Annotated in this window: 11 protein-coding genes; 6 read left to right on the forward strand and 5 right to left on the reverse strand. The window is 59.9% G+C overall.

The window, feature by feature from the left end; translation table 11 throughout:
• Positions 1-16: 16 nt before the first annotated feature.
• Positions 17-529 carry an MGMT family protein gene (locus CQ018_RS01170; protein WP_258142357.1) on the reverse strand — a complete coding sequence of 171 codons (513 nt, stop codon included), beginning with the start codon at positions 527-529 and terminating at the stop codon, positions 17-19.
• A gap of 140 nt (positions 530-669) precedes the next feature.
• Here CQ018_RS01170 and CQ018_RS01175 point away from each other — a divergent pair, with 140 nt between their 5' ends.
• The 6 genes from CQ018_RS01175 to CQ018_RS01200 all read left to right on the forward strand — a co-directional run bounded on the left by CQ018_RS01175 (position 670) and on the right by CQ018_RS01200 (position 7654).
• Positions 670-1350 carry a 3'-5' exonuclease gene (locus tag CQ018_RS01175; RefSeq protein ID WP_105548147.1) on the forward strand — a complete coding sequence of 227 codons (681 nt, stop codon included), beginning with the start codon at positions 670-672 and terminating at the stop codon, positions 1348-1350.
• A gap of 308 nt (positions 1351-1658) precedes the next feature.
• A complete protein-coding gene (locus CQ018_RS01180) occupies positions 1659-2651 on the forward strand; it encodes a methionine ABC transporter ATP-binding protein (protein WP_105548148.1) in 993 nt (330 codons plus the stop codon).
• A 3-nt stretch (positions 2652-2654) separates the two neighbouring features.
• Entirely contained in the window at positions 2655-3335 is a 681-nt protein-coding gene (locus tag CQ018_RS01185; RefSeq protein ID WP_105548149.1) for a methionine ABC transporter permease, read from the forward strand.
• Between the two features lie 158 nt (positions 3336-3493).
• Entirely contained in the window at positions 3494-4345 is an 852-nt protein-coding gene (locus CQ018_RS01190) for a MetQ/NlpA family ABC transporter substrate-binding protein (protein WP_105548150.1), read from the forward strand.
• 282 nt (positions 4346-4627) lie between these two features.
• Positions 4628-5479 carry a MetQ/NlpA family ABC transporter substrate-binding protein gene (locus CQ018_RS01195; RefSeq protein ID WP_105548151.1) on the forward strand — a complete coding sequence of 284 codons (852 nt, stop codon included), beginning with the start codon at positions 4628-4630 and terminating at the stop codon, positions 5477-5479.
• A 252-nt stretch (positions 5480-5731) separates the two neighbouring features.
• Positions 5732-7654, forward strand: a complete 1923-nt coding sequence (locus tag CQ018_RS01200; protein ID WP_105548152.1) for an HNH endonuclease signature motif containing protein — start codon at positions 5732-5734, stop codon at positions 7652-7654.
• Positions 7655-7976: 322 nt separating this feature from the next.
• Here the strand turns inward: CQ018_RS01200 and CQ018_RS01205 are convergent, their stop codons facing one another.
• The 4 genes from CQ018_RS01205 to CQ018_RS01220 form a co-directional block, all read right to left on the reverse strand.
• The gene (locus CQ018_RS01205) at positions 7977-9542 is read right to left on the reverse strand and encodes an amino acid permease (RefSeq protein ID WP_105548153.1); all 1566 of its coding nucleotides are present in this window, start codon (positions 9540-9542) and stop codon (positions 7977-7979) included.
• 411 nt (positions 9543-9953) lie between these two features.
• Positions 9954-11267, reverse strand: a complete 1314-nt coding sequence (gene hemL, locus CQ018_RS01210; RefSeq protein WP_105548154.1) for a glutamate-1-semialdehyde 2,1-aminomutase — start codon at positions 11265-11267, stop codon at positions 9954-9956.
• A complete protein-coding gene (gene hemB / locus CQ018_RS01215; protein WP_105548155.1) occupies positions 11267-12250 on the reverse strand; it encodes a porphobilinogen synthase in 984 nt (327 codons plus the stop codon). The genes hemL and hemB overlap by 1 nt, the downstream gene beginning before the upstream one ends.
• Before the next feature lie 41 nt (positions 12251-12291).
• On the reverse strand, positions 12292-13242 hold the full coding sequence (locus CQ018_RS01220; RefSeq protein WP_105548156.1) for a uroporphyrinogen-III synthase: 951 nt from the start codon (positions 13240-13242) through the stop codon (positions 12292-12294).
• Position 13243 lies beyond the last annotated feature (1 nt).

Genomic DNA, 13243 nt, shown 5'->3' on the forward strand with positions numbered 1-13243 from the left:
GAACTCATACTCTCTACTAGATCAGCCGGCGGCGACGTTTTGCCATTGAAGGGATGGGCAACGAGGCACTAATCGCGTCAATGCGCTGATGTGCACCTTCATCGGGCTGCCAGCGAGCCTGGGCCATGACGACCTTGCCATGACGCAGCACCGTGTCCTCGGCATCCCACTGCAACAGCGCCATGGCTTGCAGATCCGCGCGCAGTGTTCCGTCGGCTCGCAAAACTCGCCACCAACACACGCTATGTCCGGATCCTGCCATGGCCGCACCTACCTGCCGCGGACCACCGCTGCCCAGCAACTCAGCAATATCCCCATAGGAAAGCACCTTGCCCGGCGGGATCAGTGCGGCAACGGCAAAGACGGCCTCAGCGTATTCAAGCCCTCCAGCAAATTCCTGTGCCATTCTTGTTTCGGTTCCCGCATCGGCATCAGTGCTCGGGTCCGCTGATATATCCGGATCGGAGGTAAAGCCGTCTCCGACCCGGTTATCCTGTGCGGAAGTGGAAACTGATGCATCATGAACCATGCTTCAAATCTAGCCGTGTTTATTCCTTGCGGAGCCGGCCGACACAGATCCCTCGGCTCGTGCCCCACACCAACGCCGATTTTCGCTTCAGCGGTGGTGCGATAAGCCAAAGTGTCGCTAATCCCCGGTAGCGTTGATATATGACTTCTTGGCATACTCTCCCCCGCGCCGCGTTCGACCTAGAGACAACCGGTCGCGATCCGCTGGACGCACGCATCGTCACGGCTTCCATCGTCGTGGTCAATGGCCGCTCCGATATCCTGCAGTCCAAGGAATGGTTGGTGAACCCAGGGGTATCAATCCCCGAGGAGGCCAGCGAAATCCACGGCATTTCAACCGCCAAGGCCCAGGCCGAGGGCATGGATGCGGCAACCGCCGTGGCAGAAATCTCCGCCTTCCTTGCAGATCTGTTCCAGACCATGCCGGTCATGGCCTTCAACGCCGCCTACGATTTCACGGTGATGGACCGCGAAGCCAAGCGCTACGGGATCACCCCGCTGACTCCAACCCCGGTCATTGACCCCTACATCATTGACAAGCAGGTCGATAAGTACCGCCGTGGCAAGCGCAACCTCTCGGTCATGAGCGAGTTCTACGGCGTGCCGCTGCTCAATGCGCACACCTCGGCCGCCGATGCCGCAGCAACTATTGGCATTGCTGATGTGCTTGCCACCAAGTACCCGCAGCTGCAGATTGACCCACTGGAACTGCACGGTTCCCAGGTAACGTGGGCCGCGCAACAAGCAGCGGGCCTACAGGAATTCTTCCGCCGCAAGAACCCGGATGCAGTTGTCGATGGCCAGTGGCCGGTGCGTAACTAGCTACCACGCAACTAGAAGCGCATAGCTACCCCCCTGGTCGGATTCATAAATACCCGGTGACCTGCCCACCAACGTGAGTGAGGTCACCGGGTATTTCTGTGCCCCCAATCACCAGCAAAATCAGCATCATATCGGCGTATTCTTCGATAATTTTGCGCTCATCACATACATTCATCGACCGCGGGTGCGTAAACGGGGCCCACGCGCGCGATATTTCGCCAAATTACCACGATTGCGCCGTAATCGTTCGATGATGCTTCAATGTGTAGTACCCCATTTCTTTTTTGATTCCCAAGGACACCCCCCTTTTGATCACAGTTACAGACCTGCGCAAGGAATACCGGCAAGGCGACCGCACAGTCGTTGCCCTCGACGGTGTTTCCCTGCACGTTGATGCCGGCCGCATTCACGGCATCATTGGCCATTCCGGCGCCGGAAAATCAACGCTCGTGCGTTGCCTAACCCTGCTGGACCGTCCCACTTCCGGGTCGGTGGCAGTGAACAACAAGGAACTTGCCAACGTTTCCGATGCCGATCTGCGCACCGCGCGTCGGCGCATCGGCATGGTGTTCCAGCATGCAAACCTGCTGGATTCGCGCACCACCGCGCAGAATGTTGCCTTCCCGCTAGAACTCATCGGTACCCCCAAGGCCCAGATCAAGGCCAAGGTCGCCGAACTTCTTGAACTTGTGGGCCTGAGTAATTTTGCCGATGCCTACCCTTCCCAGCTTTCCGGTGGCCAACGCCAGCGCGTGGGCATTGCCCGTGCCCTGTGCTCGGATCCCGATGTGCTGCTCTGCGATGAACCGACAAGCGCACTTGACCCGAAGACCACCGACGAGATCCTTGATCTGATCAAGTCGGTGCGTGACCGGTTGAACCTCACGGTGCTGATCATTACCCACGAGATGAACGTCGTGAAGCAAGCCTGTGACTCGGTGTCCCTGCTGGAGGCAGGACGCATCGTCGAACACGGCGATATTGCAGAGGTCGTGGCCGACCCGACCGGCCGCCTATCCAAGGCACTATTGCCGATGCCCGGCGAACTACCCAACGATCTGCCCGCCGGCACGGTTCTAGATTTGCTCTACTCCGGCTCCCAGGCCAGCGAACCGGTGATCTCCTCGATCGCCCGCACCTTCGACGTGGACGTGAATGTGCTGGCAGGCTCGGTAGAGCACCTGGGCATTCACCAATTTGCGCACCTACGCATTGCCCTTCCGCTTGGCGCGGATATCCCCGCCATCACCGCACATCTAATCGCCAATGGCGTTGCAGTTACCGCCAAGGAGGCCAAGTAAGCCATGGACTTCCTCAATGATTTGATGACCAACCCCGGCATCACCAAGGCCATGTGGCCAGCAACCCTCGAAACCCTGCAGATGGTTGCCATCTCCGGTATCTTCACCGCGCTAATTGGCCTGCCGCTGGGCATCTTGCTGCTGAACACTGCCAAAGATGGGCTGACCCCCAACAAGACGCTGAACTTCGTGCTTTCGGGCATCATCGTGAACATCACCCGTTCCATCCCGTTCGCGATCCTGATGGTTTCACTGATCCCCTTTGCTAAATTCATCGTCGGTGTCTCGTTGGGTCCGGTCGCTGCCTCGGTCTCGCTGACCATTGGCACCATCCCGTTCTTTGCCCGACTGGTAGAAACCGCGCTACGTGAAGTGTCTACCGGCAAGATCGATGCAGCACTGGTCATGGGTTCGACAAAGATGCAGATCATCCGCAAGGTACTGGTTCCTGAAGCCATGCCGGGCATTATCGCCGCATCCACCACCACGCTTGTCACGCTCATCGGATACTCGGCCATGGCCGGTCTGGTTGGCGGCGGCGGTTTAGGCCGTCTGGCCTACAACTACGGCTTCCAGCGTTACGAACCGGCAATCATGGTGGTCACCATCGTGATCATGGTGCTGATGGTGCAGATCGTACAGATCATCGGCGATCGCATCGCCCGCCTGGTCGATCACCGCTAGGCCCAGCCGGCAGAACACCAACGGGCAGTACCCTCCGGTGCTCCCCACCCAAACTTCCGGAAGGCCTCGTCCTCCGGCGCGCAGCCAGTAGCCGCTAGCCGCGTTAGCAATCCCCGGTGCCAAGTACACCGGTAATGACTGAAAAGGAAACGCATTCCATGCGTAAGAAACTCGCACTCTCCATCAGCGGCGTCGCAATCTTGTTTGCGCTGTCCGCGTGCGGCGGCGGCACCGCTCCCAGCGTCGATTTGAACGCCACGCTTGACCCGGCCACCCCGACCATCGTGAAGGTCGGAGCCAGCCCGGTTCCACAGGCACAGGTCCTTGAGTTCATTGACGAAAACCTTGCCAAAGCCGCCGGCATCGACCTGGTCATCACCGAATTCGATGACTACCAGCTGCCAAACACCGCGTTGAGCGATGGCTCGATCGACGCTAACTTCTTCCAGCACGTGCCGTTCTTCGAGGATCAGGTCAAGACCAAGGGCTACAAGCTGGAGCACGGCGCGGGTATCTTGCTTGAACCGCTAACCGCGTTCTCCAAGAAATTTGCCGATGCCGCCGCGGTCACCAACGGTTCCACCGTGGTATTGATGAACGATCCAACCAACCAGGTTCGCGGTCTGCGCGTGCTCGAGGGTGCCGGGCTGCTCAGCGGTATCGAAGACAATGACTCGGTGCTCAGCGTCGAAACCGACGCAGCCAAGAACCCTAAGCAGCTGAAGTTCCAGGAAGTAAACGCGGAGCAGGTTCCTAAGTTCTACCAAGAAGACCCCTCGGTGGGAGTTGCCGTTGTCAATGGCAACTACATCAAGCAGGCGAAGCTGAACATGGATGAGGTCATCGCCGTGGAACCGACCGACAACAACCCGAACGCCAATATCCTGGCCTGGCGCACCGATGAAAAGACCACCGCCATCACTAAGCTCGATGAGTTGCTGCACTCCGACGAGGTCCGCAACTACATTAAGACCAATTGGCCCAAGGGCGACGTCATTCCGGCCTTCTAGCTCGGTATTGATCAGTTAAGACCCATGAAGATGGTGCGGCGGTTCCGGCCGCCACACCATCTTCATCCCCCTGGGGGTGCATGATCCCGATGCATAGTTCCGCGGATTGTCTATCACCCCCAGCTTTTCCATCGCAGTATCCCCTTGAAACACAGAATGTGTTTTTTCGTGATTTTTCGGCGGCTCACCCCCGCCGGCACGCAGTCAGTAGCCGCTAGCTGCGTTAGTTGCCCCCAGTGTCCACTCGCACCGGGGGTCTTGATGAAAAGGAAACGCATCACTATGCGTAAGAAACTCGCACTTGCCCTCACCGGCGTTGCCACTTTGTTCGCGCTGACGGCTTGTGGTGGCGGCAATGCCGCTGCCCCCAGCGCATCACAGAGCGGCGATGCGGCAGCACCGATCGTCGTCAAGGTTGGCGCCAGCCCAATCCCGCACGCCCAGATCCTCGAGTACATCGATGAGAACCTGGCAGCCAAGGCCGGCATCGATCTGGACATCACCGAAATCGACGACTACCAGACCCCAAACATCGCCCTGGCCGATAAGACCCTGGATGCCAACTTCTTCCAGACCCAGGCCTACCTCGATGATCAGATGAAGACCAAGGGCTACAAGTTTGAGCCGGGTGCCGGCGTACATGTGGAACCGCTGACCGCGTTCTCCAAACAGTTCAAGGACGTTGCCTCGGTGACCGAGGGCACCACGGTGCTGCTGAACAATGACCCGGTCAACCAGCTGCGTGGTCTACGCGTATTGGAAACCGCTGGCCTGCTGACCGGTCTTGAAGAAGGCGATTCGGCGTTGACCCTGACGGATAACGCCACCAAGAACCCCAAGAAGCTCACCTTCCAGGAAGTGAACTCGGAGCAGGTGCCCAAGTTCTACCAGGAAGACCCGAAGATCGGTCTGGCCATCATCAACGGTAACTACATCGTTGCCGCCAAGCTGAACCCCGAGGAAATCATCGCCCAGGAAGCGGCGGTCAATAACCCGAACGCCAACTTCCTGACCTGGCGTGCAGGCGAGAAGACCGAGGGCATCACCAAGCTCGAAGAACTCTTACACTCCGATGAGGTTCGCGACTACATCAAGAGCACCTGGACCGATGGCAGCGTACTTCCCGCCTTCTAATCCCCCCGCTGTGCTTCTAGCTTCGGCAACTACGCAACACCAACCGAACGCTGCACACGTTAATGCGCTGCCCATCCCTGGCCAACCGGCCGAGAAGTGGGCAGCGCATTGTTGTTTTATGGGATCCGTTGTGGCTCGAATTTTCTTGACGGCGTTCTCGATGCCCCGCCAGCACGAACCACCAAGACGTTTCTTGTCCACAACCCCGCCGGTTCCGCCCCACGGTATCCCGCCCGGGAGCATCATTGATTCATGACGACTTCGGCAAGCATGATCGATGCGGCGTTGGCCGCGCTGAACGGGGCATTGGACACATCTCCAACCCCGGACGGCACCGCGCCGATCGACCCGTTGCGAGCCCTTGCCACGCTGAATCTTCTGATTCGCAACGTCATCGCTTGTGCGGAAGGCTCCATCGGTAATTCTCCGGTGCGTGCCGCGGCATTCGCCCGGCTTTCCGAGCAGCTAGCCCATGCCGGGAGCCACTCCCAAATCATTGCCGCCGGCGCATGTGACAAAACTCAGGTCAATACGCTCACCGAGACAGCTCTAAGCGGAGTGAACCAGACACTTTCCGATCTTCTGTCCTTCGCAAACGGTCAGCGTCAATTGCCCATCGATGCCGTCAGCGCTGCTGATCGCAAGCCACTCTATGCCGGTACCGCCGAATTCTTAGCATCCCAGTTCAGGATCGATTTTTTCCAAGCGGGTCATCGGGTCAACACTCATGAGCGGCTCGTACCTCAGGTCAGTGACGATGGCACCCACCTCCCAGCCATGTATCCACAGCTGGGCACATTATTGACCGAGGAACAGGCCGACCCTCGGGCCATCGCCAGCGCCGCTGCCAAACTCAAGGCCCTGGATCCGGCTATCGAGGCCCAGGAGGATCCCTCCGCTGTCCGCACCAAGCTCGAGTCCTTAGTTGTCGGCACACTGCTCAATGCGGGGCCCAAAACTCTCGATGCCTTGATCAGACGTGCCGCCACAGATCTTGATCGCAGCGCACTTGAGCGTGAAGAAGATGCCATCGAGCATCATTTGGCCATAGCGTTCAAGGGCAAGCGACGTCAGGGCTATGTGTGGGAGTTGACCACCGATGCCATCGGCCACGAAACTCTGATGAGCCTTGCCGATGAGCTAAATAATCCCCGTACATCTTCGGGCAAACTACGGGTTCGGCATGATCCAGGATTTGGTCCGGAAGCAAACACCGAGATCACCGCAGGATCCCCCAAGATCTCGATTCCCAAAGCTTCAACGCCAGCCATCGAGACCGTATGCGGAAACGAAAACGACTGCCCAGACATCGACGACGACGCTGACGCTGACGCTGACGCAACTCTCCCCCGTGATCCGTCCGAGTCCAGCATTCGATTCACCACCACGGATGAGCCTGACGAATTCGTCGGCTCAACGGTGGCACCCTTCGATGATGAGTTTCTTCCCATTCCCGAGTGGGCGGCAAACCCCAGCACCCCCGAAAAGGATCGTCCACGTGCAGCATTCAACGACGTGGGCCATGCTCTTCCGCATTCTTCGGAGGAAGACCCTCTGCCGGGTGAAAACGCTAAGCAAACCAACGCCAGATTACGTGCCCGTCGACTCTACCAATTCGTATTCGACGCCATCATGACCACCCTTGACCCGCAGGCTCCTGTCGATGTGTGGATGCCGATGAACTCTCGCATCGATCTATTGGTCACCATTACCTATGATGCGCTTGCAGGTTTCACCGAGGAAGCGGGCTACACCCAGCATGGTGAATTCATCTCCGCGGCTACGGCACGCAGGATGGCCTGCAATGCTGGGATCCTTCCGCTGGTCATGGGTAGCAAGAGCCAACCATTGGATCTGGGCCGAAAGGTTCGCTACTTCACCAAGGCGCAAAAGCGAGCGATTGCCGCCCGGGATCGCGGGTGCGCAAATCCGGGATGTTCGATGCCGGTACATCGCACCGAGGTCCACCATATTAAGCCGTTCTCCGAGAATGGCAAAACCGACGTGTCAAATGGACTCTTGCTCTGTATTCGGTGCCATACTGCCTACCACGCCGGACACTTCGAGGTAGTGGTGATCAGTCAAATCCCACATGTGGTGCTGCCGGCTTCTCGTGACCCGCTGCGATTACCTAGGCGGAACTGGGTCTTTCATCCCGAGGCCGCAGCCGCGTAAACGTTCCACCCGCACCACTTGCGCGGTAGCGTGTAGCACGCCTGCTTCAAACCCCCGTGGTGTCGAGGCATGCCACATTTCATACGATACTCCTCGGTTGTGGCGCGTCCCTTGCCTCGGTCCTGGTCAATCTCTGTATTGGGAAGACAAGCCTTTCGAGGCATATGTGCGATGACATTTCTTGGTGTTTGTGGAATGAAAAAGCGCCGGTACCCGGCTCTGGATCACAGAGTCATCGTGGGTACCGGCGCACTTACGTATTTACGTATTTACGTATTTACGTATTTACGTATTTACGTATTTACGTATTTACGTATTTCAACTATTTTGCTACAAGCTCAGAATCCTCGGGCTTTGCGCTGTCGTCCTTGGCCGTCGCAGCCATAGCTCCAGGTGCCATTGCGGCAAACTGATCTGCGTATTTGGTGTTCAGACGTGAGTGTCCACGACCATAAGCGAAGTAGATGATCACGCCCACCGCCAGCCACACGACAAAGTACAGCCACGTTTCTACGGCCAGGTTGAGCATCAGGTAGGTGCACAACAAGGCAGAAACAATCGGGATGACCGGTCCAAATGGAACACGGAAGGACGGCTTGAGGTCCGGACGCTTACGCCGCAGCACGATGATGCCAAGGCTGACCATCACAAAGGCGGACAGCGTGCCGATGTTGATCATTTCTTCGAGCACATCCACGCGGGTGAATCCGGCAACCAACGCCACCAAGGTTCCGCAGATGACCGTAATGCGCACCGGGGTGCCACGCTTGGCGCTGGTCTTGGACAGCGAATGCGGCAGTAGTCCGTCACGGCTGATGGCAAGCACCACGCGGGACAGACCCATCAGCAGCACCATGACCACCGTGGTGAGCCCGATGAGCGAGCCCACGGCGATGACCGAGGCTGCCCCATCGTTACCCACCAGCGAGAACGCCGTGGCCAACGTCGGGGTTTCCACCGCGGCAAGATCCTTGTAGGAAACCATGCCGGTCAATGCGAAGGACACCCCGATGTAGAGCAAGGTGGTCAGCGCCAGCCCGGCAAAGATACCGCGTGGCAGCGTCTTGCTGGGGTTTTTGACCTCTTCGGCGCTGGTGGCAACAACATCAAATCCGACGAAGGCGAAGAAGACAAGTGCTGCTCCGGCCAGCACGCCGGAGATACCGTATTGCGCCGGAGCGGCACCGGTCGCAAAGGCGAAGAGTGACTGTTTGAGTACCTCGGTGGTTCCATCTCCACTGACCGGAACGGCGTCGGGGATAAACGGTATGAGGTTCTCAACCTTGAGGTAGAACAGGCCGGCGACGATCACAAAGAGCACGACGGCGATTTTGATAATGGTAAACACATTCCCGACCGTGGCTGACAGTTTGGTGCCCATAACGAGCAGCAGCGTGAACAGCGCAACGATCAGCAATGGTCCCCAGCTCATGGTGACGATGCCTAAGTCAATGGTGGGTGAGAGGTGTACTCCCACGAGCTGGAAAACTTCGGTGAGGTAGATACCCCAATATTTGGCGATCACCGCGGCGGCGGTGAAAAGTTCGAGGATCAGGTTCCACCCGATGATCCACGCAATGAACTCGCCCATGGTGGCGTAGGAAAATACATACGCCGAACCTGCGACGGGGATCGCCGTCGCAAATTCTGCGTAACACATGATCGCCATGGCGCAGGTAAGCGCGGCGATCACAAATGACAGCGTGACTGCTGGACCGGAGAAGTTTGCTGCGGCCCGTGCACCCACGGAGAAGATTCCGGCGCCCACCGATACTGCAACACCCATGATCATCAGATCCCAGGTGTTCAGGGTCCGCTTGAGCTGGCGACCAGGCTCTGCGGCATCCGCCAAGAAACTCTCGACGGGTTTAGTACGAAATAGGCTCACTATGATCCCCTGGGCAATGAAACGCGAAAACTAACCGCACAAGCCTAGCCGTGCAGCCTTAGCGCTGTTTTTTGACCAATATTGATAACGGAGGGCATTTCGGCTTACATATCGTCCATTCTTCATCACCACAAGCCCGACAGATTGTTCTACAATCCCATGCTGACGTGGTCGTTTACTCTTAGGGACTCATTCGCGCCACCTCTGCGCTGCACCGGTTAACACTTTGCATCTTCGCGCAACCGACCAACGACCCTGTGAGTCAGACCTCACGCGGCAAACCTTCTGGCGCGTGTTTGAACCCGGAAAGCTCCCCGCTTTGGCGCTCAACATCAATGTGTTGTGCACCCAAAGCGGGGAGCTTTAATGGTTAGCGACCGCGGTATTGAAACTCATCGATCGATAAGGTTGCTAGGCCTGCGGGGTTGCCGCGGCAGCGGCACGGGCCGCAGCAGGAAGAGCTGCGAAGATCTTCTCCATGGCAGCATCGTCGTGCGCCGAGGAGAGGAACCAAGCCTCGAACACGCTCGGCGGCAGGTAGATTCCCGAATCAAGCATCGAGTGGAAGAACGGTGCGTAGCGGTAGGCTTCCTGCGCCTGAGCCTGAGCGTAGTTATGCACACCCTGCTCCGAGGTGCCGAAGGCAACGGAGAACAGATTGCCGGCGACCTGGATCGAGTGATCAACCCCCGCCTCGGACAGCGCGCCGGTCAGCGCGGCTTGCAACTCCAGGGATTTGGCGTCGATGTGCGCGTAGACCTCCGGTGTTGCATGGGTCAGCTGGGCGATGCCGGCGGCCATGGCCACAGGGTTGCCCGAGAGCGTGCCTGCCTGGTAGACCGGACCCAGCGGGGCCAGGTAGTCCATGACCTCGGCACGGCCACCGAGCGCCGCGGCGGGCAGGCCGCCACCAATGACCTTGCCAAAGGTGTAAAGATCCGGTCTCCATCCTTCAACACGGCCACTCAATCCCCAGTAGCCGGCATCGGAGGCGCGGAAGCCGGTGAGTACCTCATCGAGGATTAGCAGCGCACCGTTGGCGGTGGTGGTCTCGGACAGGAACTTGTTGAAGCCGGCCTCCGGGGTCACCACACCCATATTGCAGGGTGCGGACTCGGTGATGACCGCGGCGATATTGGCGCCGTGCTCGGCGAACGCGGCGGTGATGGCCGCGCGGTCGTTGTACGGCAGTACCAGCGTCTCGGCGGCAGTGGCCGCGGTGACACCGGCCGAGCCGGGTAGCGCGAGGGTGGCCAGACCGGAGCCGGCGGCTGCAAGCAGTCCATCGAGGTGGCCGTGGTAGCAGCCAGCGAACTTGATGATCAGATCGCGACCGGTGTAGCCGCGGGCCAAACGTACCGCTGTCATGGTGGCCTCGGTGCCGGTGGAGACCATGCGCACCCGCTCAACACCGCCGAAACGGGCCTTCACCAGGGCGGCAAGTCCACCTTCGTCGGGCGTCGAGGCGCCGAAGGACAGGCCGCGGTCAACCGCCGCGTGGACGGCATCCTGGATGGCCGGGTGCGCGTGGCCCAGCAGGGCCGGGCCCCAGGAACAGACCAGGTCCACGTAGGAGTTGCCGTCGGCATCGGTCAAATACGCACCCTTGGCACCGACCATGAACGGGGGCACACCCCCGACCGAGCCGAAGGCGCGCACCGGGGAGTTCACCCCGCCGGGCATCAGCTTCTGGGCGGTGGCGAAGAGTTCAGCGGAGCTGGTCATTATTTTCCTTCTTTCAGCCACTGGGCGATTTCCGAAGCCCAGTAGGTCAATACGGTGTCGGCGCCGGCGCGGCGGATGCCCAGCACGGATTCGAGGATGGCGGCGCGGCGGTCGATCCAGCCGTTGGCGGCGGCGGCCTCGATCATCGCGTACTCACCGCTGATCTGGTAGGCGGAAACCGGCACCGGGGACATCGCTGCAACATCGGCCAACACGTCCAGGTAGCTCATGGCCGGCTTCACCATGACCATGTCCGCGCCCTCGGCCAAATCGAGCTCGACCTCGATCAGCGCCTCGCGGCGGTTTGCCGCATCCATCTGATAGGTGCGCCGATCCCCGGTGAGCTGGGAATCAACTGCCTCGCGGAACGGGCCGTAGAACGCCGAGGCGTACTTGGCGGCGTACGCGAGGATGGAGACGTCCTGGTGGCCCGCCTCATCCAGGGCCTGGCGGATGATCCCGACTTGGCCGTCCATCATGCCCGAGGGGGCGACGATGTGCGCACCGGCATTGGCTTGCGCAACTGCCAGCTGTCCGTAGATTTCCAGCGTCGCGTCGTTATCCACGTTGCCGTGCGCGTCAAGCACGCCGCAGTGGCCGTGGTCGGTGAATTCATCGAGGCAGACATCCGACATGATGACCAACTCGTCGCCGACCTCGGCGCGCACCGCCTCGATGCCAAGGTTCAGGATGCCCTTCGGGTCATGCCCAGCGCTACCGCTGGCGTCGCGGGTTTCCGGGATGCCGAAGAGCATGATGCCACCCAGACCCAGCTCGACGGCCTCGGTCGCTGCGGCTTTAAGGGAATCCATGGTGTGCTGCATAACTCCGGGCATGGAGGTGATCGGGTTGGGAGCGGAAAGTCCATCGCGCACGAAAGCGGGCAGGATCAGTTGCTGGGGGGCCAAGGTCAGCTCTGCGGTGAGCCGGCGCATGGCCGGGGTGGTGCGCAGGCGGCGGGGCCTGCGGGCGGGGAATGACATTCTTCGCTCCTTGTGAAGCTGGGTGTTGGGGTAGCTAAGTCTTAGGTGGTGGGATGCGGGTGTGAATCGGTGGCCGCCTCGGGGGCAGCGAGGGCAACCGCCCAGGCATCGGCAAGCCCCTCTGGGGTGGGCAGCGCGGCGATGCCATGCGGCTCCAGCCCATGCTTGCGCAGCCGGGCGGCGGTGCTGTCTCCTATGGCGATCAACTTCTGATCCCGACTCAGGCGCGTCGCGAGATCAGGAAGCAGCGCCAGGAACTTATCGACGGTGCTTGGTGAGGAGAACATGATGGCATCACCCCCCGGTAGAGCGGCTGGCAGGTCAGCGACGGTGAGCAAATACCCACCCGCGGGCAACTCAAGCGGCACTGGGGAACCTGAGGCATTCAGCGCCCGGGTGGGGTCCGCCGGCGCGGTCACCGTATTGTAAGCAACCACGATGTCTGCAACCCATCCGTGGGCAACGAAACCGTCGCGCAACGCGGAAGAGGCGATATCCGCCTGCGGGGCAAACACGCTGGCTGGCCCCTCACGTAGCGCGGCCCAGTCAGCGAGCATGCCACGTGCAGAGTGGTCGGTAGCGGGCATGAAGTCAATCCGCGTTCCCAGGGCCTGCACAGCCCGCGCGGTGGCTTCACCCACCACGGCCACCCGGGTGGCCTCGGGGATCTTCAGTTCAAGCCCCAACGCGGTGGCCCGAATGCTCAGCGCGCTGAGCGTATTCACCGAGGTGAGCACACACCAGTCATACCGCCCGGCCAGCAGCCTGTGCAGGCCGGCATCGAGCTCAGTGGTGTCGGCGGGCAACTGGAAATCGATGAGCTGGCATACCGCGGTGCGTGCGCCACGAGATTCAAACAGCTCAATGGTTGCTGCGGCACGATCGGCGCTGCGCAAAAGCAGTGCGGTGCGCCCGCGCAGGGGGCCGCTGGCGGACAAAATGGTTTTGCCGACAGACGCGGCCCCTCCCCCGACTACCTCAGGATGCAGCATC

Source organism: Arthrobacter sp. MYb227, assembly GCF_002975435.1.
GTDB lineage: Bacteria > Actinomycetota > Actinomycetes > Actinomycetales > Micrococcaceae > Paeniglutamicibacter.

Excerpts from the sequence above, each read along its gene's own strand:
- CQ018_RS01170 (WP_258142357.1), bottom strand. The coding sequence starts at position 529 with ATGGTTCATGATGCATCAGTTTCCACTTCCGCACAGGATAACCGGGTC.
- CQ018_RS01175 (WP_105548147.1), top strand. The coding sequence starts at position 670 with ATGACTTCTTGGCATACTCTCCCCCGCGCCGCGTTCGACCTAGAGACA.
- CQ018_RS01185 (WP_105548149.1), top strand. The coding sequence starts at position 2,655 with ATGGACTTCCTCAATGATTTGATGACCAACCCCGGCATCACCAAGGCC.
- CQ018_RS01190 (WP_105548150.1), top strand. The coding sequence starts at position 3,494 with ATGCGTAAGAAACTCGCACTCTCCATCAGCGGCGTCGCAATCTTGTTT.
- CQ018_RS01195 (WP_105548151.1), top strand. The coding sequence starts at position 4,628 with ATGCGTAAGAAACTCGCACTTGCCCTCACCGGCGTTGCCACTTTGTTC.
- CQ018_RS01200 (WP_105548152.1), top strand. The coding sequence starts at position 5,732 with ATGACGACTTCGGCAAGCATGATCGATGCGGCGTTGGCCGCGCTGAAC.
- hemL (WP_105548154.1), bottom strand. The coding sequence starts at position 11,267 with ATGACCAGCTCCGCTGAACTCTTCGCCACCGCCCAGAAGCTGATGCCC.
- hemB (WP_105548155.1), bottom strand. The coding sequence starts at position 12,250 with ATGTCATTCCCCGCCCGCAGGCCCCGCCGCCTGCGCACCACCCCGGCC.
- CQ018_RS01220 (WP_105548156.1), bottom strand. The coding sequence starts at position 13,242 with ATGCTGCATCCTGAGGTAGTCGGGGGAGGGGCCGCGTCTGTCGGCAAA.